Raw genomic sequence first — 24,224 nt, 5'->3', positions numbered from 1 at the left:
TATTAATTAAGGATGAAAACGCGGCTTGTGAAATCCCGTAGGTTCCCGCATCTCCATTCTTCGCCGCGATCGGAAATGTGAATCGGTGCGTTTCATTCTCATGAGCGAAAGAAATATTAATCCGGAAAGGATAATCATCGCTATCCCGCTTTTAAAAAACGGACCTCCCAGTAAAATAGACCCGGAAATTAAGAAACCGCTGCTCAAGATCGCACGTACGATTCGGCTCGCTTGCTGACTCTGATTTTGCAAGAGATCTGATTCGAAACTTCGCGAGGGCTGAATTCTAACTTCACCCAGTTCCAAGCCGGTCAAAAAACGATTCAGCTTTTCCGGCAGCGTAACGACCTCAATGAGTGTTTTCTTGGCCTGGTCTAAGACAGATCCTTGTTTAGGGCTTCCCGTTTTCGCTCCAGACAACAAATCCTCTGCATAAGGCTGCAGCGTTTTGATGAGATCTAATTTCGGGTTTAATCCGCTGCAGATCCCCAGGATCGTTGAGAGGGCTTTCCCCAGGAATAGCATTTGCGCCGGAATCTGAAAGGGCTGGGAATACATAAATTCTCTGATTTCGAGAAGAAATTCTTCTGAATTAATCGTTTTTAAATTCGGGGCTTCAAACATTGCAGCCAGAATCAGTTTAAAGCTCTTGCTGAGCGTTGATTTATTAGCATGAGGCCGCAGAAAGCCCAAATGCTCAAAGACTGTGATCATTTCATCCGTGTCTTTTTTAAAGATCGCCATAATGAAAGCAACCAGCTCTTCACGCATCCGCTTTTCGATTCGCCCCATCATCCCAAAATCTAAGAAGACAAGCCTTCCATCCTCTTTAACAAGCAGGTTGCCTGGATGAGGATCTGCATGAAAGAAGGAATCATAAAGCACCTGCTGGACAAAAGCAGCGATCAAGGTGTCGGCGAGGAGGGCCCGATCAATTCCTGCCTTTTCCAAAGCTTCATAATCATTGACTTTACACCCTTCGATGAACTCCATGGTCAAGACACGCTGTGTTGTGTATTCCCAATCAATTTGGGGAACATAGAACCGCTCATCTGCCGCAAAATTTGCCCGAAAGGTATCTGCATTCCGGCCTTCTTTAACATAATCCAGTTCATCCAGGGTCGTTTCAACGAATTCGTTATAAATCTGATCTAGATCGACGGCTGCATTAATCTTCGGATAGCGCTTCGCAAAGTTCGCCACGAAACGGAGGGCTTCAAAATCGACCCGAATGATTTTCTCGATGCCAGGCCGTAAAATCTTCACGGCTACTTTCTTATGTTCTTTCGTCTCCGCGGTATGAACTTGCCCTAAAGAAGCAGCTGCAACCGGAAATTGGGAAAATTTCCTGAAAATCTCATTTATACTTGAGCCGAATTCTGCTTCGATGCATTGAATGATCTCCTCAGTTGCTACCGGTTTAACTGCATCCTGTAATTTCGAGAGCTCACTCGTATACTCCTCGGGCAAAACATCCACTCGGGAACTAAAAAATTGTCCGAGCTTAATCAGCAGTCCCCCCAGTTCCGTGGCTGTCTCGGTAAAGGTTCGGGCTTGTTTACGGTAAACTGCTTTATATTTTAGCTCTCGCTTCTCCGCACTGTTAAATCGTGTACTTTTGCCGAGCCACCAAAGTTGCAGCACAAAACGTAAGAACAGAGCAATAATTTTACGGAAACGCTTATCTCGAATGTATTTTATGATGAGTGGCATGATTTCCTCCTAAATTTTCTTATCACCTTTATTGCCATTGTCCCCTTCATCGTCACTCCCCGAGAAATTAAACATCTCATCAAAAAATCTAGCCTTTCTAAACATCATATCTGCGAACCTCGTCATCACCTCAGATTTAATTAAGATGACAACTCCTTTTCTTTTATTTCCAAGTACAATAAATTTTTCGCCTGGTTCGATTCCGAGTTCCTCTCTCGCCTCAGCCGGAATTACAACTTGACCTCGTTCCCCCATGACCGTTGATCCATAAAATTTTCCATGCGGACCCATTCATATCACCTCTACTTGATATGATATATCATATCTTTCATACTTGCAAATCATTAATAATAAATATATGCCCATTTAAAATAAAAAAACAGCCATCTCGCTTTACGCCAAATAGCTGTTGATTTCTTATCTCTTTTCACGGTCTCTAAGACTCCGTTCAATATCCCGCTTAGCATCCCGTTCGGCAATATCCTGTCGCTTATCATAGTTTTTCTTCCCTTTACAGACCCCGAGCTCAATCTTTGCCAGACCTCTTCTCAAGTAAATCCGCGTTGGAATCAAGGTTAAGCCTTGTTGCTGAATCTTACCAACTAATTTTATAATCTCGGAATGGTTCAGAAGAAGCTTCCGTTTTCTTAAAGGGTCATGATTAAACCGATTTCCTTGTTCATAAGGGCTAATGTGCATCTGATAAAGCCAGATTTCCCCATTATCAATCCGGGCATAACTATCTTTGAGATTCACTCGTCCATTCCGAATCGACTTGATTTCTGTTCCTGTCAAAATGATTCCGGCTTCAAGCTTTTCTTCCACGAAGTAATCGTGATAGGCTTTGCGGTTATCCGAGATGACCTTTATTCCTTCGGATGCCATAGTTAACCCTCCTCCCAGTTGAGATTTTCAGTATAGCATAATTTCTCTTATTTTCCCAGTCTTAACCCTTTAAGGGATACCTAAACATCTATTAAAGATCTCTTCTAATATTAAGTGTTTATACATAAATATAGCCCATAAATAAACTTAGATAAAAATAGAGCCGCTAAAACGCAGCCCTTTAAAGAATATGGATTTTTATAAAATAATTATTTTAGACGAAATGGAAAACGCTTTGAAGTAAAATGAGAATTATTACCGTAAACGTTTTCAAGAGTGTAATCGCGAAAATGTCTTTATAGGATTCCTTATGCGTGAGTCCTGCAATTCCCAAGAGGGTAATCACGGCGCCATTATGCGGCAAGGTATCCATTCCTCCGGAAGCCATTGAAGCAACCCGATGGAGCAACTCCGGGCTGATCCCAGTTCTCGTCGCCCATTCCAGATAATGTTTGCCAAAGGTATCCAGTGCAATGCTCATACCTCCTGAGGCTGAACCTGTTACTCCTGCCAAAACGTTAACGGTCACTGCCTCTGAGAGAAGAGGACTTCCGTTTCCGTTAATACCCATTAAGGCTTGCGCAATGCTCTGAAAACCTGGCAGAGATTTAATAACATTTCCAAAACCCACTTCTGAGGCTGTGTTCATCACGGCTAGCAACGAGCCGATTGCTCCGGCATTGATCGCACGGGCGATATTTCCTTTGATTCGCTTAGGATTGATAATCAGGGCAAGACCCGAGCCTATGACTAAGGCAATGATAAGAGCCCAGTTATTCATCGTCCCAACGATACCTGCTTTTGCCATATTGTAGGGAGCCTGGGTTGCCCATGCTGTAATATCCCATTGAGGAAAGACCATTTTTTGCAGAATCAAAGTTATGATTAGGACTGAGGCAAGGGGGACAACTGACAATAATGGATTGGGGAGATTCGTGTCTTCCACAATTTCCGGTTCTTGTTTATGATTCGTGCCATATCCTTCACCGGCAGCTTGTGCGCTCCGTTTCCGCCATTCTAAATAGGCAAGCCCGCATCCCAAAACAATGAGTGTTCCCAGTGTCCCAAACACAGGTGCCGCATAAAGATCCGTATTAAAAAATTTCATCGGGATCGAGTTTTGAATTTGAGGCGTTCCTGGAAGAGCATCCATCGTAAAGGTGAAGGCTCCTAGTGCGATTGTTGCCGGAAGCAGCCGTTTTGGAATATCGGCTTCCTTAAAAACTGATGCTGCGAAGGGATAGACTGCAAAAGCAACAACGAAAAGGCTGACACCACCATAGGTTAGGATCGCTGCAGATAATACCACCGCGAGAATGGCCTGACGTTTGCCGAGTTTTTGTACAATGAAGCGCGCAATGGATTTCGCGGCTCCTGATTCTTCCATGACTTTGCCAAAGACCGCACCTAACAAGAAGAAAGGAAAATAAATTTTTACATAGTTCGCCAGATTAGGCAAAAAGATTTCTGTATACGTAGGCATTATCGACATTCCTGAAAAAACGGCGGCGAGTATAGCAAATACCGGTGCGAAAAAGATGACGGAAAAGCCTCTGTACGCCATGAACATCAAGAGTCCAAGACTAAGAAGAATCCCTAGTACTCCCATCTAAAAACACCTCCCAATTTATTCCCCAGCTCTAAACGTCGTGCTATCTATTTTTCTACGAGCATTGCTATTCCTTGGCCTCCGCCAATACAGAGCGTTGCAAGACCCCTCTTAACATTCTGCCGTTTCATTTCATGCAGCAGGGTGACAAGAACTCGAGCTCCGCTTGCACCAATCGGATGTCCTAAAGCGATAGCACCGCCTTTAATATTTGTTTTTTCCGGCTGAAGCCCAAGCTCCTTAGCTACTTCTAACGTTTGCGAAGCAAAAGCCTCATTGGCTTCAACCAGGTCAATATCTTCAATCGTCAGGCCCGCCTTTGCCAACGCTTTACGGCTTGCAGGAATTGGACCCGTTCCCATGATTAGGGGATCAACTCCTGCCGAAGCCCAAGATGTGATCACTGCCATCGGTTTGATTCCGAGTTGTTCAGCCTTCTCCTTGCTCATAACGACAACTGCGGCAGCTCCATCATTAAGTCCTGAGGCATTGCCTGCGGTTACAGTCCCATCTTTTTTAAATGCCGGCCGCAGCTTAGCCAGCCCTTCGTACGTTGCACCAAAACGGGGAAATTCATCCTGACTGATGGTGATCGGGTCACCCTTACGCAGAGGTATGGTTACGGGAACGATCTCTTCAACAAAAGCCCCTGATTTAATCGCCTTCTCTGCCCTGTTCTGACTCTGCACCACATATTGATCCTGTTCTTCACGGGTAATTCCAAACTTTTCTGCTATATTTTCCGCTGTAATCCCCATATGGATATTATGGAAAGCATCCGTTAAGCCGTCACTGATCATCGTATCGACAATAACCTCATTTCCCATACGATAGCCTGTCCGGGCCTTTGGAAGAGCATAAGCGGACTGTGACATGCTCTCCATGCCGCCTGCAACAATAATTTCGGCATCTCCAGCGATAATGGCCTGAGCTGCGCAGACAACAGCCTTAAGACCGGAACCGCAGACTTTACTTACCGTCCATGCAGGAACCTCTTGAGGAATCCCTGCTTTCATCGCAGCCTGTCGTGCCGGATTTTGGCTCTTGGCTGCAGACAGTACATTACCCATGATGACCTCTTCAACATCAGCTGGATTAAGACCGGCAGAATAAATTGCTTCTTTGATCACAATTGCACCTAAATCTGCGGCCTCGAGCTGACTAAGCACTCCATTAAAGGAACCGATTGGTGTCCGAACTGCGCTGACAATAACAACGTCCTTAATAATGATCCCCTCCCTAAAAATATTTATCTTAAATTAAATAGCCCCCATTGATATCCAGAATTGCACCTGTGATATAAGCTGAGGTATCAGCCGCGAGGAATAGTGCTGCCGCGGCAATCTCTTCCGGCTCAGCCAAACGGCCTGCAGGAATCTTGGCGATAAGGGCGTCGAGTTGTTCCTGCGAATATTTCATCATCATATCGGTCTTAATATAACCCGGCGCAAGTGCATTGCAGGTGATTCCTTTGGTGCTATTCTCTGCTGCGGTTACTCGGGTCAAGCCCAGCAAGCCAGACTTTGTTGTTGCATAGTAGCCTGTTCCGAAAATCCCCATCCGAGCCGTAAGCGAAGAAACATTGACAATCCGGCCGTAGTTGTTCTGTCTCATACTGGGAAGTACTGCTTTTGTACAAATGAATGGACCTGTAAGATTCACATTGACTACAGCGTTCCAGTTTTTTAAATCGCCTTTATGAACTAACCCATCACGGTTAATTCCTGCGTTATTAACAAGAATATCAATACGTCCAAAATGTCCGAGGACTTTTTCAACCATCGTATTGACGCTTGCCTCTTCAGTGACATCGGCTAAAAATAGCTCTGCTTCAACGCCTTTGGCCCGAAGCTCATCTACTGTGTCACGAGCCTTTGCCTCATTGAACGGAATATCATTAATAGCAAGTTTTGCCCCTTCTTTTGCTAAAGCAAAAGCGATTGCCTTGCCCAAGCCTTGGCCGCTCCCTGTAACTAGAGCGACTTTATCCTTCGTCATCATTTCGCAACATTCCCCTCATTCATTTCTCTCTCCCTAAACATCGGCCCCTCACAAAAAATGCGCGGATCCATGGTTTTTAATTGCATCGAAATAATGGGTTTAAAGGTCATTTTCTCTAAGATATCTTTTTGAAGATCAACTCCGGGAGCAATCTCAGTTAACATAACACCCTCCTGCCCTAACTCGAAGACTGCTCGTTCCGTGACATAAAGAACCTTTTGATTGTGTTCCCGGGCATACTTTCCGCTAAACGTCACATGTTCTACCTTTTCGATTATTTTCGAGATCTTTCCGTCTTGTTCCAATGTTAAGCGTCCATCGCCTACTGTTGCTTTTAACCCCCCCGCCATAAACGTTCCGCAAAAGATAACCTTTTTGGCATTCTGAGAAATATTGATAAACCCGCCTGCCCCAGATATGCGTGAGCCAAAGCGGCTCACATTGACATTGCCTTCCATATCCATTTGGGCCATCCCGAGCACGGTGAAATCCAGTCCACCTCCATCATAAAAATCGAATTGTTCCGGCTGCGTGATAATGGAGGTAGGATTAAAACTCGCTCCAAAGCTTGAGCCACCTGCAGGCATACCGCCATTCGCTCCTGCCTCAACAGATAAAATAATGTCGTCTAAAGTACCTTCCTCAGAGGCTACCGCCGCAACGCCTTCGGGAACGCCAATTCCCAGATTCGTGATCGCATCCGGAAAGAGCTCCAGATAGGCCCGCCGTGCAATGATTTTCCTTTCATCAAAAGACATCGGACTGATACTGCTCAAGGGGAGTTTTTGTTCCCCGCTGTAGGCTGGGTTATATTCTTCACCAAAGGTCATCATATGATATTTTTTAGGATCACTTGAGACAACGATTACATCCACTAAATTCCCGGGTACAATAACACTCCTCGGTTTTATAGATCCCTTTTGAACCACACGTTCGACTTGGGCAATAATCATGCCCCCGCTGTTGCGAGCCGCTTGGGCTACGGCAAGGACCTCAATATCTAATGCTTCGCTTTCCATGGAAATATTGCCGTCCTCATCCGCTAAGCTTCCTCTGATTATTGCAACATCGATCGGGAAGCTGTGATAGAAGAGATATTCCTTCTCCCTCAACGTAATCAATTCAACAAGATCCTCATGCGTGACTTGATTTAATTTGCCGCCGTCTATACGCGGATCAACAAAAGTCTCCAATCCAACGTGCGTTATTGTTCCAGGCTTGCCTGCTGCAATATCCCGGAAAAGATGGGTAATGACACCTTGCGGGAAATTATATGCTTCGATTTTATTTTCAACAGCAAGCGTCCCTAACTTCGGAGCAAGGTTCCAGTGTCCTCCGACAACACGTTTTATTAAGCCTTCATGAGCCAGATGATTCATCCCTCGATCCTTGCCGTCACCTTGTCCGGCTGCATAGACCAGAGATAATCCCCTTGGACTGCCCGTTTCTGTAAATCGTTTTTCCAAGGCTTCTGTAATTTCTTCAGGATGCGCGATGGTAACAAATCCATCTATGGCAACCGTACTTCCATCCTTAATCAGCGCCACGGCTTCTTTAGCCGTAAGAAACTTCTTTTTCAAATGACCCCCTCCTATCTTACTTATTAGGGAACTTACATTTTGCGGTACCGCTGTCTATATCTATACGCAAATCTCATGCCAACAAAAAAAAGCCTAGAAGACGGCTATCTTCTAAGCTTTTATATTTTCATATTATGTGTTTGTCCGTACTAAGTGTAGCGATATCGCTACGCAAGTTTTCAGAAAATCGTGAAAATATCTCTGCAATTGAACTTATGGTTTGTGGTGCGAAATTGCTACATGATGCAATATCGCATCGCAAACTGGCGCATTTATTTACTCATCGATACCGTACTTCTCCATTTTTCGATAGAGATTTGTTCGATGAATGCCTAAGAGTTCAGCTGCTTTTGCCTTATTCCCTGAAGTCAATTTTAAAGCCATCAGTATTGCTTTACGTTCTGCCTCCACCACTTCCAAAGCCAGCGGCTGAAGCACTTTTGGAGTATGTCCTCTCTTAATATCTTGGAGATAAAGAGGCAGATCGGTAATGAATATCCTTTCCCCTTCAGCAACATTGACAGCCCTTTCCAGCGCATTCTGCAATTCACGTACATTTCCCGTCCAGGGATACAGCTTAAATAAATCCTCCACCGAACGATCTAAGGTCTTGGGTTTAACACCCATCTCACGTTCAATTTTGGACAGAAGATATTCGCTTAAGAGAAGTATGTCCCCTTCACGTTCTCTTAACGGCGGAATTTGAATCGTAAACACGTTGAGGCGGTAATAAAGGTCTCTTCGGAATTCTCCGTTTTCCACCATCTTTTCAACATCACGATGCGTGGCAGCAATGATGCGGATATCAAGCTCCAGAATCTGATTACTTCCGACTCTCTCCACTTCCTTTTCTTGCAAAACACGCAGAACTTTAGCTTGCATTCCTAAAGGCAGGTCACCGATTTCATCTAAAAAAATCGTTCCCCCATTGGCGATTTCAAACTTACCGGGTTTACCCCCTTTTTTGGCGCCTGTAAAAGCTCCGGCATCATAGCCAAATAGTTCCGCTTCAATTAACTCGCTGGGAATCGCTCCGCAATTGACACGTACAAAGGGCTTGTTTCTGCGCGGTCCGGCAGCATGGATTGCGTGAGCAAAAAGTTCTTTGCCTGTTCCGCTTTCACCCAACAACAATACCGTGGATTTCCCTTGTGCTGCCTTTTCTGCTAATGCTTTAGCCTTTAAAATTGCAGGACTGCTGCCCATAATACTGGAAAACGTGTACCGGTATTTTTGGTAATGTTCTAACTCCTTTTCGTAAAACTTAATTTTATTTTCGAGGAGGTCTAACTTTTCGGCCAGCGTACGAAGATCTTGAACGTCTCGAAACATGATCTTCCCGACCGCACCGATGAGCTTTCCATTTTCACGCAAGGGAAGCCGCATAACTAAAGCTTCCTTGCCCGCAATAGTCATGGGTTCACCAATCTCAGCCACTCCAGTCTGTGCGACAATCTCCATCCTGCTGTTCGGCAGAACTTCTGTACAATGCTTCCCTATTGCTTCTTCCTGTTTGACGTTCAAAAAATGACAATAGGCTTTTGTGATCCGTACAATGATTCCGTTGGTATCAACTACCATAACTCCATCATACGCATTTTCAAAGATGTTCTCCCATCCAAGAAGCAAACTTTGAGACTTGGCTAAACGCGATAACAAACGCTGAAAATCACTTCCGTCTTCGAGGGTTATCACCTTACCCGCTTCTTCTTCCTCTCTCAAGGGAAAGGAGTTCAAGATGATTAATCGATTCCCCAATAAAACGTGTTGATTCTGAATATCGCTGTCTGCTTTTTCTAGTTTCGGCTCTGGATTAGGAATGAATTCAGCAATTTCATGACCAAGAATAGTACTTGCATCATGATCAATATAATCTGCCGCTGCCGTATTGCAGTATATTATCTTCTTCTGCTCATTCGTGACAAGAATACCTACTTTAATTTTTTCAAAGATAAAGGCAGGATTAAGATCAGGGGTGGCGGAATTTTGATTCATTTCTCTCCCTCATTCCAACTTTAATCTTCTTAATCCCTAGATAGACTCATTGAAATTAAGGGAAAAGGGCACCCACTCTTCTCTGAGGAGTACCCTTCCCTGTTTCCCTAAGCAGTACTTTGTATAATTTTATTATCTTAAGAACGGTGCAATAATCAGAGAAATTGTCCCCATAACTTTAATTAAAGCGTTGAGGGATGGTCCGGCTGTATCCTTAAAGGGATCGCCAACAGTGTCGCCGATGACGGCTGCAGCATGGGTTGGAGTTCCTTTGCCGCCGAGGTTTCCAGCTTCAATATATTTCTTCGCATTATCCCAGGCTCCGCCGGCATTTGCCATAAAGATAGCCATCAGCAAGCCGGCGACAGTTCCGCCGGCAAGCATTCCGCCCATTGCATCTTTTCCTAAGCCAAAGCCGACTAGCAAAGGTGTTCCAACAGCAAGCAATCCAGGAACAATCATTTGCCGAATAGCCGCTTTGGTGGAGATATCAACACAAGCGCGATAATCCGGTTTAGCTTTTCCTTCCATCAAACCAGGGATTTCACGGAATTGACGACGAACTTCACCGATCATTTCGAAAGCGGCTTTACCTACAGCTTCCATGGCAAATGCGGAGAAGAGGAAGGGAACTGCCGCCCCGATAAATAAACCGATAATTGTGGTTGGAACAAGAATGTCAATCTTTTGAACATGGGCTAATTCGGAGAAGGCATTAAACAAAGCTAAAGCAGTTAAAGCCGCTGAGCCGATGGCAAATCCTTTGGCTACGGCAGCCGTCGTGTTTCCAACCGAGTCCAGTTTATCTGTCGTTTTGCGAACTTCAGGTTCAAGTTCGGCCATTTCAGCGATTCCGCCTGCGTTATCGGCAACAGGTCCAAACGAGTCGATAGCTACAACCATTCCGGCTGTTGAAAGCATGGCCATAGCAGCAATTGCGATTCCAAAAATTCCAGCAACCTGGAACGAAACAAAGATCGCCACACAAATAACGATAACAGGAAGTGCTGTACTCTTAAGTCCGGTTGCTAAACCTGCAATAATATTGGTTGCCGCTCCTGTTTCCGAAGCCTTGGCAATTCCTTGAGCGGGTTTCTTTTGATTAGACGTGTAATATTCGGTTAACAGGCCGATCAATACGTTAACCAGTAATCCGGCAATAATAGCGATGAATACGCGGTTTGGAGTCAGTGTTAAAGTATCGCTGATTTTTAAGGTCGGAGGCAGCATCATATTCACGATTCCATAAGAAGCAATGGCTGTTAAGATATTCGTTCCCCAAAGTCCCATATTTAACGCTGTTTGAGGATTTGCGTTCTCGCCTGTGCGTACAAAGAAACTGGCAATAATTGAAGAAATGAGACCGGCAACCCCAATCATCAGTGGAAGCATTAAACCGGGCAACCCAGCGTTGACTTGTTTAAAGACAGTTACGCCAACAAGCATGGCCGCAATCGTCGAAGCGGCATAGGATTCGAAGAGGTCAGCCCCCATTCCGGCCGTATCTCCAACATTATCCCCTACATTATCGGCGATAACCGCCGGGTTACGCGGATCATCTTCCGGAATTCCGGCTTCAACTTTACCCACGAGGTCTGCTCCGACGTCTGCCGCTTTAGTATAAATACCTCCGCCGACACGAGCGAAGAGGGCTATGGCACTTGCACCAAATGCAAAGGAGTTAATGATTTCGGCATCTTGAAACCAGAGATAAAGTACAGAAACACCAATAATTCCTAACCCTGCAACTGACAATCCCATAACCGCACCAGCACGGAAAGATACTCCAAGTGCTTTGTTCAGGCTTGTACGGGCAGCTTCTGTGGTTCGAGCATTCGCGCGAGTCGTAATTCCCATTCCGACATAACCTGCGGAAGCGGAAAGAACAGCACCAAACAGAAAGGAAATTCCGGTTTCCCAGCTTTTTAAGAAAAATAAAAGAAAGAAAATAACAATGACAAAAGGAATAAGCGTCCGATATTGACGATTAAGGTAAGCCATAGCTCCCTCTTGGATAGCCTGAGAAATCTCTTGCATACGCGCATTTCCCGGGCTGGCTTTTAAAACACTCGTTGCAAAATAAAATGCAAAAATAAGACCAAGTACACCTGCCCCGACGGCAATAATAGGCATTGAAGCAAAATCCATGATGAAAACCCCTCCTAAGTTTTTAATGGATAATTAAGCCTGGCCAACTATGTGCATTTATTCAGTTTTTCTAGTCCTGGACGTCTAATGCAACATTCCCTGCCTGCGATGTTTTATACTCTGAAGGCTATATGTAGCTTCTGAGCAAATGCCTTTAAGAAGTAAAAGTGCGAAGAAAGCAAAAAGGAGCCCCTGGCTTTATTTTAAAACCCAGGTGACTCCCAGCGAACTTAATAAAAAGAGAACAGCAGAGATGATACTTAGTTTTGCAAAAAGTTCATCGACACCTTTCTTCTTGCCAAAGAAAGCCTCACCTGCTCCTCCAATCGCACCAAGTCCAGCACCCGTTCCCGATTGAAGAAGTACTGTTGCAATTAATCCGATTGAGCTAATCACTAAGATAACCGTTAAAGCAATCAACATTATGTAAAATCACCTCCTCAGTACTGACAATATCTAGCAGACCTATTTTAGCATATCCAAAGAAAGAAAGGCAAGGAACTTAGACAAGCCTTATGCAAACTAAGTCCCTTGCAATGCTTATGAATTGATTTAGCGAGCCAAAGCGTCTTTTCCCGGGTAAATTGCAGATTCACCCAACTCCTCTTCAATCCGCAGAAGTTCATTATACTTGGCAACGCGCTCGGTACGAGCAGGGGCTCCCGTTTTGATTTGACCAGCATTTGTTGCAACAGCAACATGAGCCATAGTCACATCTTCGGTTTCACCTGAACGGTGAGAAATAACAGCCGTATAACCTGCGCGTTTTGCCATTTCGATGGCATCCAGCGTTTCTGTCAACGTTCCGATTTGGTTGAGCTTAATCAAAATAGAGTTCGCGCATTTTTCCTTAATTCCTTTAGCTAAACGTGCCGGATTGGTTACAAACAAATCATCACCGACAAGCTGAATCTTGCTGCCGAGGCGTTCGGTCAGCTTCTTCCAGCCTTCCCAGTCCTCTTCAGCAAGTCCGTCCTCAATCGAAACGATCGGATATTTTTCAATTAAGCCTTCATAATACTCAATCATTTCTTCAGAGGTTTTTTTCAGGCCTTCACCTTCAAGGACATAAACACCGTCTTTATACAACTCTGTCGCCGCGACATCTAAAGCTAAAGCAACATCATCGCCCGGCACATAGCCTGCACGCTGAATTGCATCAACGATAGCCAGCAAAGCGTCCGCATTGGATTCAAGGCTAGGTGCGAAACCGCCCTCATCACCGATAGCAGTTGCTAGGGATTTTTCTTTAAGTACGGCTTTAAGGCTGTGATAAACCTCTGTTCCCATCCGGAGTGCTTCTCTGAAGCTTTTTGCTCCTACAGGCATAATCATAAACTCTTGAATATCAACATTATTATCAGCATGTTTACCGCCATTCAAAATATTCATCATCGGAACAGGCAATTGTTTCGCATTAACACCGCCGAGATATTGGTAAAGCGGTAAACCAATAAATTCAGCTGCTGCCTTAGCTGATGCTAAGGAAACACCTAAAATGGCATTCGCGCCCAGCTTTCCTTTATTCTCTGTTCCATCCAGCGCGATTAGTTCGCGGTCAAGTCCAGGTTGATCAAAGGGATCTAAGCCTTCAATTTCCGGAGCGATTTCTGCGTTAACGTTTTCAACGGCATCTAAAACGCCTTTGCCTAAATAGCGCGTTTTATCTCCATCACGCAGTTCAACAGCTTCAAAAGCTCCTGTCGATGCGCCTGAAGGGACCGCAGCTCGGCCCATCGAGCCATCCTCTAGGGTAACTTCTACCTCGACGGTTGGATTTCCTCGAGAATCCAGGATCTCACGTGCATAGACTTCATCAATTAATGACATTTATGAACCTCCTTATTCTTCTTAACATTTTTTAGGAATGTCAAATTTAAATTATCTATTTAATTATAGAACTTTTTTAAAGATAAACCAATTGAGAATAAACCGAATACCCGAAAAAGCATCAATCCTCCAATAAGCTTTTTCCGGTCATTTCAGAAGGCTTAGGAATTTTTAATAGTTCCAGCAAGGTAGGCGCAACATCGCAGAGCGCTCCGCCCTCACGCAGCTTACTCCCCTTCAAAGCATCATCAACGAGAATAAAAGGGACCGGATTTGTTGTATGCGCGGTAAGCGGTTTGCCCGTTGACAGATCAATCTCGGACTCAGCATTACCATGATCGGCAGTGATGATCACAGCTCCCTTACGCTCCAGAATCGCAGGAATAATTTGGCCTATCCCTTGATCGACCGCTTCAATCGCCGTAACCGTCGCTTCAAATTCACCCGTATGACCGACCATATCTGTGTTGGCAAAATTTAAAATAATGACCTTATAAGCATCCGACTGAATCCGCTGCAGAAGTTCCTGAGTTACTTCCGGAGCACTCATTTCCGGTTTAAGATTATACGTTGCAACTTTAGGTGAAGAGATTAGACAACGGTCTTCTCCAGGGCACGGATCCTCCACACCGCCATTAAAAAAGAAGGTAACATGAGCATATTTCTCTGTCTCAGCAATTCGCAGCTGTTTGATTTGATTTTGGGCTAAGAGTTCACCTAAGGTATTCTCAAGATTCTGAGGCGGAAAAGCTACAGGGACATTCAGTGTTGCGTCATACTCCGTTAAGCAGACATAATGAATGTTCGGCTTCTCTTGACGTTCGAAACCTGTAAACTCTTTATCCACTAAGGCATGGGATATTTGACGCGCACGATCCGAACGGAAATTAAAGAAGATAACGCTGTCTCCCTCTTGAATCTTTCCTAAAGGCTGCCCGTCTTTATCAATAATCACAGTCGGTACCACAAATTCATCGTTAACACGCATATCGTAGGACTGTTCAACAGCAGCAAACGGATTGGGAGCTTTAATGCCTTCTCCCTGAACAAGTGCCTTATAAGCCTTTTCCACCCGTTCCCAGCGCTTGTCTCTATCCATAAGATAATACCGGCCTGTGACTGTTGCAATTTTACCTATTTTGAGGTCGTCCATTTTTTCCTGCAAAGAGCTCAAATACTCTTTAGCGCTCTGCGGCAAGACATCGCGCCCATCGAGCACGGCATGAACATAGACGTTTTGTACGCCAAGTGTCTTTGCCATTTCAAGCAGCGCAAAAAGATGTTCAATGTGCGAGTGAACACCCCCGTTCGATACCAACCCTATTAGGTGCAAGGCCCCAGGTCCGCTTTTTACACGGTCCATCGCCTGCTTGAGCACCGAATTCTTTTGAAACTCACCGTTCTTGATCGCCTTAAATATCCGGGTCAATTCCTGATAAACGACTCTGCCTGCCCCAATATTTAAATGCCCGACTTCTGAATTTCCCATTTGTCCCGCCGGTAAACCGACTGCCTCCCCGGAAGCGCCTAACAAAGTATGCGGGTAAGTTTCCCAAAGGCGGTCAAAATTCGGCTTATGAGCATGGGCAATCGCATTGCCTTTTTCTGATAGACTATAACCCCAACCATCCAGTATCATTAAAAGAAGAGGTGTTTTTGCATGTTCTTCATTCAACTCTTTTTACCTCTCTTTCGGCCCTAAGCTTCCTTCAGAGAAGCTAACGCATTTTCGATCAATTGAGCAAATCCGTCTGCATCAAGGCTTGCCCCGCCGACTAAGGCACCATCGATATCCGGCTGAACCATTAGCTCCGCGATATTATCGGCCTTAACGCTTCCACCATAAAGGATATTCACCTCATCGGCAACTGTTCCGGCAATACCGGCTAAAGTCGTGCGGATGGCCTCACACATATCCTGAGCATCTTGACTGGAAGAGGTTTTACCTGTACCAATAGCCCAAAGCGGTTCGTAAGCGATAACAACCCGTTTTAAATCTTCAGACGGCAAATCGGCTAAATCTTTTTGCACCTGTCCTCGTACTATGGCCAAAGCCCGCCCTTCTTCTCTTTGAGCAAGGTTTTCTCCGACACAAAGGATCGGCGTCAGCCCGGCCTTTAAGGCAGCCTTTATCTTTTTAGCGATATCTTCATCCGTCTCCTTAAGGATCTCGCGGCGTTCCGAGTGTCCGATAATCACATAGGTACAGGCAATATCAACCAGCATTTCCGCAGAAATCTCCCCTGTAAATGCACCCGATGCGACCCAGAAAAGATCTTGCGCTCCGATATGAATAATGCTTTCTTCCAGCTCATCCTTTAAAGTGCTTAAAGCGGTAAACGGGGCACAGACAACAACATCAACATCTGTGACATTCCCGATTCGGCCGAGTAATTTAATCGCATAATCTTGTGCTTCACGAACGATTTTGTTCATCTTCCAATTTCCTGCAATAATCGGATGGCGTTTAGACATAGTTCAGACTCCTATCTATTATTTAATGCAGCTACACCAGGAAGAACTTTTCCCTCTAAGAATTCCAGGGAAGCTCCGCCCCCTGTTGAGATATGCGTCAGACGCTCTGCAACTCCCATTTTTTCTACGGCGGCAACAGAATCTCCGCCGCCCACGATCGTTGTTCCAGCGCTTGCGGCAACAGCTTGGGCTACCTTTTCCGTTCCCTTGGCAAAGCTCTTCATTTCAAAGACACCCATTGGACCGTTCCAGACAATCGTCCGGGCACCTGCAATATGTTTGGCGAAGATCTCAGCACTCGCTGGGCCGATATCTAAAGCCATTTCTTCTTCCTTGATTTCATTTACAGAAACGGTTCGATGTTCAGCCTCTGCTTTGAATTCTTTAGCGACAACCACATCCTGCGGGAGAGCAATTTCCACGCCCGAGCTTTTTGCTTTCGCTAAAAGTTCGGCAGCGAGGGCGACTTTATCTTCCTCAACTAAAGACTTGCCGACGGAATATCCTTGTGCTTTAAGAAAAGTATTAGCCATTCCTCCGCCAATGATCAAAACATTGACTTTATTTAAGAGGTTTTCAATCACCCCGATTTTATCACTGACCTTTGCCCCTCCGATAATGGCGACAAACGGGCGAGCCGGATTTTCTAATGCCTTGCCCATGACCTCAACTTCCTTCTGCATAAGGAAACCGGCTACAGCAGGAATATAATGAGCTACCCCTTCGGTTGAAGCGTGAGCTCGGTGAGCCGTTCCAAAAGCATCATTGACATAGAGTTCAGCTAAGGAAGCCAGTTGCTTTGCAAATTCAGGATCATTTTTTTCTTCTTCAGCATGAAAACGAACATTTTCAAGAAGAACAGCCTGCCCATTCTCTAGGCTCATGACTTTTTTCGTGACTTCAGGGCCTATACAATCTGGAGCCATAGGTACGTCTTGTCCAAGCAGCTCACTGAGCCGAGAGGCAACAGGTGCAAGCGAATATTTAGGATTGACTTGACCTTTCGGCCGCCCAAAATGGGATACTAAGATGAGTTTTGCCCCCTCCTCAATAAGATAACGCAGGGTCGGCAAAGCGGCGCGGATGCGAGTATCATCGGTGATTTGCCGGTTCTCATCGATAGGAACATTAAAGTCAACTCGTACGAGAACACGTTTTCCTTTTACCTTTACATCTTTGACACTCTGTTTATTCATAAACGACTCCCCTTTCTTACTATTAGCTTAATATTTCCTGGAAGCGTTTGTTTACTCTTGCCTATTATCCCTCAGATTGGATTTCCTACACATGAAATTCGGCAACCCTTCTTTATTCTCCTTTTTGCGGAGGATTCCTGCCAAAATCAATAAAAAAGAGTGGGTTAAACAATACCCAAGATGACTTGGGAGATATTGATGGCATGGTCTTCAATGCTAAAAATCAAATCAAGCATATCTAATACGGCATAGCGCAGTTTTTCCTCTTCCCGGCTCCCATTTTCTAAAAGTCTGCTGCTTCCGGATTGAGCTAACGTCTGGAACTGGAGAGACCGCTGCAAACGGATCACCTCAGGCCGTTCTCGGATAACCGCTCCCGCGCTCTGGATATCCCACGCCTGGAGAGCCTGGAGCATGATTCGATAATGCGTGGCTACCTGTTCATAAAGCTCCTGAAAATTGCCCCACTCTTCCTTTGATAGTTTAAGATTTTCCCTTTCGAGCTTTTCTAATATCTGAATAATTCCAATAAAAGTATCTCCGATATGTTCTAATTCTTTGAGGATGAACTGCATATTAATCCCTTCATCCTCTTGCTCCTCTGTCAGCCCTTTCTGAGACAGGCTGGACAGAAACCGCATGATATGGCGGAAATACCAATCTACCTGGACTTCCGAATCCCGGACTTCCTCGTAACCCGAGGTTTCCCCTTCTTTGAGAATCATCAGAACCTTGGAAAGCATTTGCTCCTCAATTAAAGCAGCCAGGGCATAAGTCTCCTGCCAAGACTGCCGGAGGGCTACAGGCGGAAACTCGATGGAGGCTTCATCAATAAAGTGGAATTTGAAAGAAGTCTTTGGTGTTGAACGATCCGGTAAAATAGATTCCAATCCCTTAGCAATCCAGTTATTAAAGGGGAAAAACAAAACAACCATGAATAGTGCAAAAAAGAGATGGGCATTAGCAACCTGCCGAGCCAAATCCCCGGTTGACCATTGGACAAGCTGAGCAAATTGACTCAGGAAGGGATAGATTAAAACAGCGGCAATGACTTTATACCCTGTATTGGCAATTGCGGTACGTTTAGCATCCATCCGTTCTGCCGTAAAACTCGAAAGCAAGGTTGTTATCGTACCCCCGATATGCGCTCCCAAAACTAAGGGAATAACTGCGGGCAGCCCTATAACATGCTGGCTCGCTAAAGACATCATAATCGCAAAAACCGCGGTACTGCTTTGAAGGGCTGTGGTAAGAGCTAAACCAACAATAACAGCAAGGATGGGTTCCGCCCCTAGGCGAGCTAAAAAGACATAGATTTCCGGAATATCCTTCAGAGGGGCCGACGCATTTGACATATACGCCATACCCACAAAAATCAAGCCAAAACCGACGAGGGCCTGACCAAGGTGTTTCCACTTCTTCTTCCCGAAGATAGACAAAGTAAAGCCTAGAAAAATCGCCCCTAAAGCAATGTCTATAAACTTAAACGCAATCAGTTGGATAGTAATTGAGGTTCCCACTGCAGAACCCAAAACCATCCCTAAAGATTGCCCCAAACTCATCATCCCAGCATTGACAAACTCGACCACCAAGACAGTAGTTGCCGCGCTGCTTTGGAAAGCAACGGTCATCATCACCCCGGAGAGAACAGCATAAACATCCCGCTTCGTCAGTGTATGTAAAACCTGCTTAAGTTGGTTAGCTGCAAACTTTTGGAGTGCTTCTGAAGTCGTTTGGACCCCATACATAAATAAACCAAGGCCGCCTAAAAACACAAGAATCGGTGTTAAACTTGCGATCATCCTCACCCCTGTCCACTAAGGCGGCGATGACCTGTCTTTATGTAAACTTGCATCTCTCCGACATTAACGATGTGATCACCTAACCGTTCCAATGTCCTAGCCATCACTAAAGCAAGACCCAATTCGACGCTGATGCTCTTGCTTGGTCCTTTGTCCATCAGTTCCTTCTGGAGTGAAGCATAATTACGATCCAGTTGATCATCCTCTTCGTCAAGATCAACCTGCATTTCCTGTTCGCCTTTTAATCCAATAAGTACATGCTCAAACATACTCAGCAAGCAGCCGGACATCTGCAGGATTTCCGGAGGCCAGCCGGCATCTGACCGTAAGCGGCTTAATTCTGCAATATCGCATGAATAATCGGCAATTCGTTCCAACCCCTGAGCCATCCGTTGATGACCCAGCATAAACCGCAGCTCTTGAGTCCGCAGCTGTTGAAGGCTCATAATATCAATAATCCGGTCTAGAATTTGGCTTCTAGCCTGATCAATCGCCTGATCCAAAGTCCTCCAGTCTTCCTGCTGTTCCGGTCTTTCCAGCGTTACTATAGCCTTGCTCAAAATATCCTGCACAGATCCTGCGAGGTTTACCACCATTGTATGAATCTCTAAAAGTACCCGATCATATCCTGATGTACGCAAAACCGCCATCCTGCCCGCCTCCTCTCGCTCACTTTTGGGATTAGACTATATCATAATATTCCTTATATTTTATCCTATGATAAAAAGAAACATCAATATCTCTTTAAAACTAATTATCCATCCTAATTAAACCGTAGGCCTTTACCAATGTCCATACAGGATGTTCTGCCTTGACCCCCGAGCCATGTTCGATCTGTTCTCTACACCCGCTGCATTCGGAAATAATGCTTTGAAATCTTTTTTGAACCACTCCCTCGCGCGCAGAGCGAAATAAGTTGCTCCCGATTTTTTGAGCCAAATTGTACTTTTCCGCTTTAAAACCATAGCTTCCGGAAAGCCCGCAGCACCCTGCATCCAAGTCGGCAATCTGAATTCCAGGGATCAATCTTAAGATACGAACGGCTGGAGTACCAATTCCCTGAGCCTTCAAATGGCACGGAGCATGATAGCCTAACGACTCCGAAATTGTTCTAAAGTCTTTTTTCAGCTTTCCCTGTTCATTTAATTTCCATAGGAACTCAAAAAAATCATAGCTTTGCTCGCCAATTCTTTCTGCTCCCGGACCTTTAACTGAAGGATAATCCTCCTTTAAGGTTAAGCCGCAGCTTGTACAGGACGTAATAATCGGTATCCCCGCTTTTAAATACGGCTCCATCAATGCAAGATTCCTCTTGGCCTTTTCCTCTGCAGCCGTAAAATGACCGTTGGCTGTCAACGGAACACCGCAGCAATGAAACGGCGGAACAATCACCGTATAACCTTGATGCTCAAGGACTTTAGTGATAGCATATCCCGTCTGAGCATCATTATAATTGACAAAGCAGCCTGGGAAATAAACAACACTTTGTTCAGGATTAAAATCGGAGTCAGCCGGCGAAACATTCCCTGATTCTTTTATCTTAAAACGGGCCTGATACTTCGGGATAGACGCGTACCGACTAATGCCAAGCGACTTTTCCATAAATCCTCGCATGAGGCCAATTCCCAATAATCTATTCGTCATCTTCGGCAAAATTGTACCCGCTCTTCCTAGATATTCAGCATGCCCCAGCAGAGCATCCCTTACCCTGTGTTGAACGTAAAATTTTGAGTGTCTCACTTGTTTTAATGCTGAGGAATTTTTCTTTTTAAGAGAATCCTTGCGTGCTCCTTGAATCATCGCTGTAATTTTTACTCCTGAAGGACACGTCACCTCACAGGTTTTACAATTCGAGCAATAGGCCAAAACCTTCGAATCCAGGCGAACGCCCTCCAGCCGTAAACGCTCCATATCCGGTCCCACACTTTTAGGTCCTGGGAAGGAAGGATAAACCGCCGCAACCGGGCACTGTGCTGAACAGGCACTGCACTTTATACAATCATCAAGCGTCAACATTCTTTCCTGTTCTATGTTCATTTAAATCGACCCTTTCAACAACTTTCCTCAATTACAGTATCTCTCCTGCCAACCAGCCGGTTGCTAGGGAAACCCCTGCGCCGCAGTACTCAACCCAAGGATCCCAATGCGCAATTAGTCGTCCTACCACACGAACATTATCAAATAGAATCTCCCCGCTTTGGGGATCAACCGGCTGCAGCTCAGAATTAACCTCTACCCCGAGACGGGAATAGGGTTGTTCTCCTAAAAAATGCATCCCTGTCCAGTCTTCGGGAACAAAAAGCGGAAGTCCAAGGACTTTTTCCTTTACTCCATCCGGAGTCGCTTCGATCCCCCCTCCGAAGATCCCCCGGTCGCTAGAACTAATTCTTTCGCTTGAAAGTTTGAATCGCTTCCTTTGCTCTTAACCCAAACCTGGAAACAGTTTTTCCCTTGGATATCCACCTTCCGAACACCGCTTCCCAAGATAATCTCCCCGCCAAATTCTTTAAACTTCCTTTTCAGAGCATCATAAAGAATCTCTCCTCCAAAAGTCGGCGGGATATCCGTCATTTCAATAATAGGGCAAGGAAAATGCGCTAAAAGCTTTTGCAATGGCTTATTAAAAACACGCGAAAGCCCTGGAAAAACGACAGCGGCTTCTTTCTGATTCCTTATATACCGAACTAACGCTTCAAGCAGTTTTTGCAGGGTTTCTATTCCTTCTTCCGTCCGCCAAAAGCGAGCAAATTCCAGCCCATTTACCGCTTTGCCGACCTGTTGCCAGGGAGCGAAGGCAGATACCTGAAAAGGATAGATCTCAACTCTGCTCTGGGGGAATTCCTTTTCTAAATTTTCCTTAACTACCCTTGAAAAAAAGTCCTTCATACCCTCAGGTGCCATAAGCACAATTTCTTTGCTTTGAATTAAAGCTTCGGCCTTCAGCCCCATTGGCATAAGATCCGCAGTTCTGCAGGAACCAAGCGGAGTAAGAACTAGAGAAGATTCCCCTTCACACTTCTCATATTCAGGCAATAACGATCGAAAATATTCAACCGCCGCTTGAATATTCTGCGGCTCTAAATAGGAATAGGGATGTTTCTCCAAGCGAGCAAGGGACGGTATTGGACCTATATCAAACACTCCTGAACTTGAGGATAGACTCCCCGTTCCTTCTGCAATCATCAATATCCTTTTTCCTCGCTCAGAGGCTCGTATTCCTGCGATCAGACCTGCGAACCCGCCGCCGATTACAATCCCATCCCACATATTCCATGCCTCCTGTGTCAACATCTCTTACTGCTTTTATGCTTTATTCTAAACTTGCTTCTTCTCGCCATTAAGCCTTAAGACTCCAGAGTATATGGCACGGGCCAACTCTGTCTCTCGCAGCTGCTGTCCCCATAAAATCGGTCGAATCCCCTTCCAACGTTGGTCCAGAAACTGGATTAACTGGTGATCCAACACGCCGTATTTTTTCTCTTGCCCTATAAAAGGCAAGGCTCGATAGGTACAAAAGGCTCCTTGACAAGTCCCCATTCCCAAGCGTGTTTTCCGCCGAATATCGGACAGATTATAGTCATCCGAATCCTTAACCGCATTCTCAATCTCGGCTGCGCTTACCATTTCACACTCACAAAGCATTTGACCCTTCTTCGGGTCACACTCGATTTGATCAAGGACTTGCTCCGCTTGTTCCCCAAGACGCTCGACCATTTTATCCGCTGCGCCAAGCGGCAGAAGACGATAGGCCCGATCTCGAAGCGCTTCTGTGGTCTTGGGAACGATGCTTTCTTGATCAGTCCGACAAGGAACTGAATTCCCCAACTTTTCCGCAACCCAGTCTGAAACCTTTTCTGCCATCAAGCGATACGTTGTAAATTTTCCACCGACGATACTGACAAAGCCTTGGATTCCATCCTGTTCTTCATGGTCAATGAGGGCAAACGTTCGACTAACCTCACGTCCTGCTTCTTCTGATCCTGGAACATCACTATCTTCACGATGCAGAGGTCTAACGCCGGAGAACGCCCGAATGACTCTCTGCTGATTTATGCCGGGAAGAAGCTGCGCCCCAAGTTTCATCAGTCTCTCAACTTCCTCTTTATTCGGTTGGTTTTCCAGAGGCGAATCCACAATTTCTGAAGTTGTCCCTAAGATCGTTATGGTCTCATGGGGAACAAAGATATCTGCATCTCCTGGTATTCTAAGCCGATTGATCACGCGTTTAAACAGACGATGATTAAAAGCCAGAAGTGTCCCTTTATCGCAGATCACTTCAAGTGAAATACCTGCGGAATGAGCAATAGGAGAAGCCCAAGCCCCTGCCGCGTTGACCACAACCTGAGCTTGTGCAATAAATTCCTCTCCATTTAAAGTATTGATCCCCCGTACTCCTGTAATTCGATCCTCTTCCCGGAGGATTTGGGTTACTCGGTGATACGTTTTATATTGGCCCCCATAATGCTGTGCTGAGCGAGCATTAGCCCAGACAAGCTTGAACCCGTCCACTGCTGCATCAGGAACTTCAAAAACGCGCACTGTTTCCTGATTTAAAAGCGGTTCTTCTATACGTGCCTCCTCAGCGGATATTTCCTTAACCGGAATTCCTGACGCACGGCATCCCTCTAACCATCTCTGAACAAAATCCGGATCATCATCCTTGGTTTGAACAAACCATCCCCCGGTATCCTCTATACAATTTGACGCTATTTTCTTTAGAATCCGATTTTCCTGAATACATTCCTCGGCTGAAACAGGATCCTTTACGACATAGCGTGCTCCACTGTGCAGCAACCCATGGAAACGAGAGCTTGTCCCATGTGCCAAATCGCCTTGCTCAAAAAGGATGGCCGAGATCCCCCGCATACTGAGATCACGAAGAATCCCAACCCCTGTCGCCCCGCCGCCGATGATAATTACCTCAGTGGAATACGCTAACATCCCGTTCTCCTCCAAACCTATTGATCATAGATTTAAAGCCACTGAAAGA

Annotated in this window: 20 protein-coding genes; all 20 read right to left on the bottom strand. The window is 45.3% G+C overall.

The annotated features are described in order from the left end of the window. Positions 1-6: 6 nt before the first annotated feature. Positions 7-1,713, bottom strand: a complete 1,707-nt coding sequence (locus tag ACHOLT_RS04640; RefSeq protein WP_425806099.1) for an ABC1 kinase family protein — start codon at positions 1,711-1,713, stop codon at positions 7-9. A gap of 9 nt (positions 1,714-1,722) precedes the next feature. Further along, complete coding sequence (locus ACHOLT_RS04635; protein WP_425806097.1) at positions 1,723-1,968, bottom strand: AbrB/MazE/SpoVT family DNA-binding domain-containing protein; 246 nt, start codon at positions 1,966-1,968, stop codon at positions 1,723-1,725. 162 nt (positions 1,969-2,130) lie between these two features. Next, positions 2,131-2,598 (bottom strand): SsrA-binding protein SmpB, encoded by a 468-nt coding sequence (smpB, locus tag ACHOLT_RS04630; RefSeq protein WP_425806096.1) that lies wholly within the window; start codon positions 2,596-2,598, stop codon positions 2,131-2,133. 214 nt (positions 2,599-2,812) lie between these two features. Beyond that, positions 2,813-4,207: a GntP family permease gene (locus ACHOLT_RS04625; protein WP_425806095.1), complete on the bottom strand. Its 1,395-nt coding sequence runs from the start codon at positions 4,205-4,207 to the stop codon at positions 2,813-2,815. Between the two features lie 47 nt (positions 4,208-4,254). Next, on the bottom strand, positions 4,255-5,433 hold the full coding sequence (locus tag ACHOLT_RS04620) for an acetyl-CoA C-acetyltransferase (protein ID WP_425807887.1): 1,179 nt from the start codon (positions 5,431-5,433) through the stop codon (positions 4,255-4,257). 28 nt (positions 5,434-5,461) lie between these two features. Next, complete coding sequence (locus ACHOLT_RS04615) at positions 5,462-6,208, bottom strand: SDR family NAD(P)-dependent oxidoreductase (protein ID WP_425806094.1); 747 nt, start codon at positions 6,206-6,208, stop codon at positions 5,462-5,464. Then, the gene (locus ACHOLT_RS04610; protein ID WP_425806092.1) at positions 6,205-7,788 is read right to left on the bottom strand and encodes an acyl CoA:acetate/3-ketoacid CoA transferase; all 1,584 of its coding nucleotides are present in this window, start codon (positions 7,786-7,788) and stop codon (positions 6,205-6,207) included. Before ACHOLT_RS04610 ends, ACHOLT_RS04615 begins: the two co-directional genes overlap by 4 nt. Before the next feature lie 276 nt (positions 7,789-8,064). Then, the gene (locus ACHOLT_RS04605; protein WP_425806091.1) at positions 8,065-9,783 is read right to left on the bottom strand and encodes a sigma 54-interacting transcriptional regulator; all 1,719 of its coding nucleotides are present in this window, start codon (positions 9,781-9,783) and stop codon (positions 8,065-8,067) included. 132 nt (positions 9,784-9,915) lie between these two features. Next, positions 9,916-11,931 (bottom strand): sodium-translocating pyrophosphatase, encoded by a 2,016-nt coding sequence (locus ACHOLT_RS04600; RefSeq protein ID WP_425806090.1) that lies wholly within the window; start codon positions 11,929-11,931, stop codon positions 9,916-9,918. Between the two features lie 198 nt (positions 11,932-12,129). Beyond that, positions 12,130-12,354, bottom strand: coding sequence for a preprotein translocase subunit SecG (gene secG / locus ACHOLT_RS04595; RefSeq protein ID WP_425806089.1), 225 nt, complete (start codon positions 12,352-12,354; stop codon positions 12,130-12,132). Positions 12,355-12,483: 129 nt separating this feature from the next. Continuing rightward, positions 12,484-13,761 (bottom strand): phosphopyruvate hydratase, encoded by a 1,278-nt coding sequence (gene eno, locus ACHOLT_RS04590; protein WP_425806088.1) that lies wholly within the window; start codon positions 13,759-13,761, stop codon positions 12,484-12,486. A gap of 121 nt (positions 13,762-13,882) precedes the next feature. Then, a complete protein-coding gene (gene gpmI / locus ACHOLT_RS04585; protein ID WP_425807885.1) occupies positions 13,883-15,400 on the bottom strand; it encodes a 2,3-bisphosphoglycerate-independent phosphoglycerate mutase in 1,518 nt (505 codons plus the stop codon). Between the two features lie 59 nt (positions 15,401-15,459). Next, positions 15,460-16,236, bottom strand: a complete 777-nt coding sequence (gene tpiA, locus ACHOLT_RS04580) for a triose-phosphate isomerase (RefSeq protein WP_425806086.1) — start codon at positions 16,234-16,236, stop codon at positions 15,460-15,462. 11 nt (positions 16,237-16,247) lie between these two features. Further along, on the bottom strand, positions 16,248-17,432 hold the full coding sequence (locus ACHOLT_RS04575) for a phosphoglycerate kinase (RefSeq protein ID WP_425806084.1): 1,185 nt from the start codon (positions 17,430-17,432) through the stop codon (positions 16,248-16,250). A gap of 164 nt (positions 17,433-17,596) precedes the next feature. Beyond that, positions 17,597-19,234, bottom strand: a complete 1,638-nt coding sequence (locus ACHOLT_RS04570; protein ID WP_425806082.1) for a Na/Pi cotransporter family protein — start codon at positions 19,232-19,234, stop codon at positions 17,597-17,599. Positions 19,235-19,236: 2 nt separating this feature from the next. Next, complete coding sequence (locus ACHOLT_RS04565) at positions 19,237-19,884, bottom strand: phosphate signaling complex PhoU family protein (protein WP_425806080.1); 648 nt, start codon at positions 19,882-19,884, stop codon at positions 19,237-19,239. A gap of 100 nt (positions 19,885-19,984) precedes the next feature. Further along, entirely contained in the window at positions 19,985-21,271 is a 1,287-nt protein-coding gene (locus ACHOLT_RS04560) for an anaerobic glycerol-3-phosphate dehydrogenase subunit C (RefSeq protein ID WP_425806079.1), read from the bottom strand. Between the two features lie 31 nt (positions 21,272-21,302). Beyond that, positions 21,303-21,509, bottom strand: coding sequence for a hypothetical protein (locus ACHOLT_RS04555; protein ID WP_425806077.1), 207 nt, complete (start codon positions 21,507-21,509; stop codon positions 21,303-21,305). 50 nt (positions 21,510-21,559) lie between these two features. After that, positions 21,560-22,501 (bottom strand): FAD-binding protein, encoded by a 942-nt coding sequence (locus ACHOLT_RS04550; protein ID WP_425806076.1) that lies wholly within the window; start codon positions 22,499-22,501, stop codon positions 21,560-21,562. A 48-nt stretch (positions 22,502-22,549) separates the two neighbouring features. Continuing rightward, positions 22,550-24,175: an anaerobic glycerol-3-phosphate dehydrogenase subunit GlpA gene (gene glpA, locus ACHOLT_RS04545; protein WP_425806074.1), complete on the bottom strand. Its 1,626-nt coding sequence runs from the start codon at positions 24,173-24,175 to the stop codon at positions 22,550-22,552. Between the last annotated feature and the right edge of the window lie 49 nt (positions 24,176-24,224).

This window comes from Desulfitobacterium nosdiversum, from assembly GCF_049860565.1.
Classification (GTDB): domain Bacteria; phylum Bacillota; class Desulfitobacteriia; order Desulfitobacteriales; family Desulfitobacteriaceae; genus Desulfitobacterium_A; species Desulfitobacterium_A nosdiversum.
This window is presented reverse-complemented; position numbering and strand designations above follow the sequence as displayed.

What these genes read in the sequence shown, in the direction of transcription:
- ACHOLT_RS04555 (WP_425806077.1), bottom strand. Translation starts at nt 21,509, where the DNA reads ATGCATTTTTTAGGAGAACAACCCTATTCCCGTCTCGGGGTAGAGGTT.
- ACHOLT_RS04570 (WP_425806082.1), bottom strand. Translation starts at nt 19,234, where the DNA reads ATGATCGCAAGTTTAACACCGATTCTTGTGTTTTTAGGCGGCCTTGGT.
- ACHOLT_RS04550 (WP_425806076.1), bottom strand. Translation starts at nt 22,501, where the DNA reads ATGTGGGATGGGATTGTAATCGGCGGCGGGTTCGCAGGTCTGATCGCA.
- ACHOLT_RS04615 (WP_425806094.1), bottom strand. Translation starts at nt 6,208, where the DNA reads ATGATGACGAAGGATAAAGTCGCTCTAGTTACAGGGAGCGGCCAAGGC.
- ACHOLT_RS04625 (WP_425806095.1), bottom strand. Translation starts at nt 4,207, where the DNA reads ATGGGAGTACTAGGGATTCTTCTTAGTCTTGGACTCTTGATGTTCATG.
- eno (WP_425806088.1), bottom strand. Translation starts at nt 13,761, where the DNA reads ATGTCATTAATTGATGAAGTCTATGCACGTGAGATCCTGGATTCTCGA.
- secG (WP_425806089.1), bottom strand. Translation starts at nt 12,354, where the DNA reads ATGTTGATTGCTTTAACGGTTATCTTAGTGATTAGCTCAATCGGATTA.
- ACHOLT_RS04565 (WP_425806080.1), bottom strand. Translation starts at nt 19,884, where the DNA reads ATGGCGGTTTTGCGTACATCAGGATATGATCGGGTACTTTTAGAGATT.
- ACHOLT_RS04560 (WP_425806079.1), bottom strand. Translation starts at nt 21,271, where the DNA reads ATGAACATAGAACAGGAAAGAATGTTGACGCTTGATGATTGTATAAAG.
- tpiA (WP_425806086.1), bottom strand. Translation starts at nt 16,236, where the DNA reads ATGTCTAAACGCCATCCGATTATTGCAGGAAATTGGAAGATGAACAAA.
- smpB (WP_425806096.1), bottom strand. Translation starts at nt 2,598, where the DNA reads ATGGCATCCGAAGGAATAAAGGTCATCTCGGATAACCGCAAAGCCTAT.
- glpA (WP_425806074.1), bottom strand. Translation starts at nt 24,175, where the DNA reads ATGTTAGCGTATTCCACTGAGGTAATTATCATCGGCGGCGGGGCGACA.
- ACHOLT_RS04600 (WP_425806090.1), bottom strand. Translation starts at nt 11,931, where the DNA reads ATGGATTTTGCTTCAATGCCTATTATTGCCGTCGGGGCAGGTGTACTT.
- ACHOLT_RS04605 (WP_425806091.1), bottom strand. Translation starts at nt 9,783, where the DNA reads ATGAATCAAAATTCCGCCACCCCTGATCTTAATCCTGCCTTTATCTTT.
- gpmI (WP_425807885.1), bottom strand. Translation starts at nt 15,400, where the DNA reads ATGATACTGGATGGTTGGGGTTATAGTCTATCAGAAAAAGGCAATGCG.
- ACHOLT_RS04635 (WP_425806097.1), bottom strand. Translation starts at nt 1,968, where the DNA reads ATGGGGGAACGAGGTCAAGTTGTAATTCCGGCTGAGGCGAGAGAGGAA.
- ACHOLT_RS04640 (WP_425806099.1), bottom strand. Translation starts at nt 1,713, where the DNA reads ATGCCACTCATCATAAAATACATTCGAGATAAGCGTTTCCGTAAAATT.
- ACHOLT_RS04575 (WP_425806084.1), bottom strand. Translation starts at nt 17,432, where the DNA reads ATGAATAAACAGAGTGTCAAAGATGTAAAGGTAAAAGGAAAACGTGTT.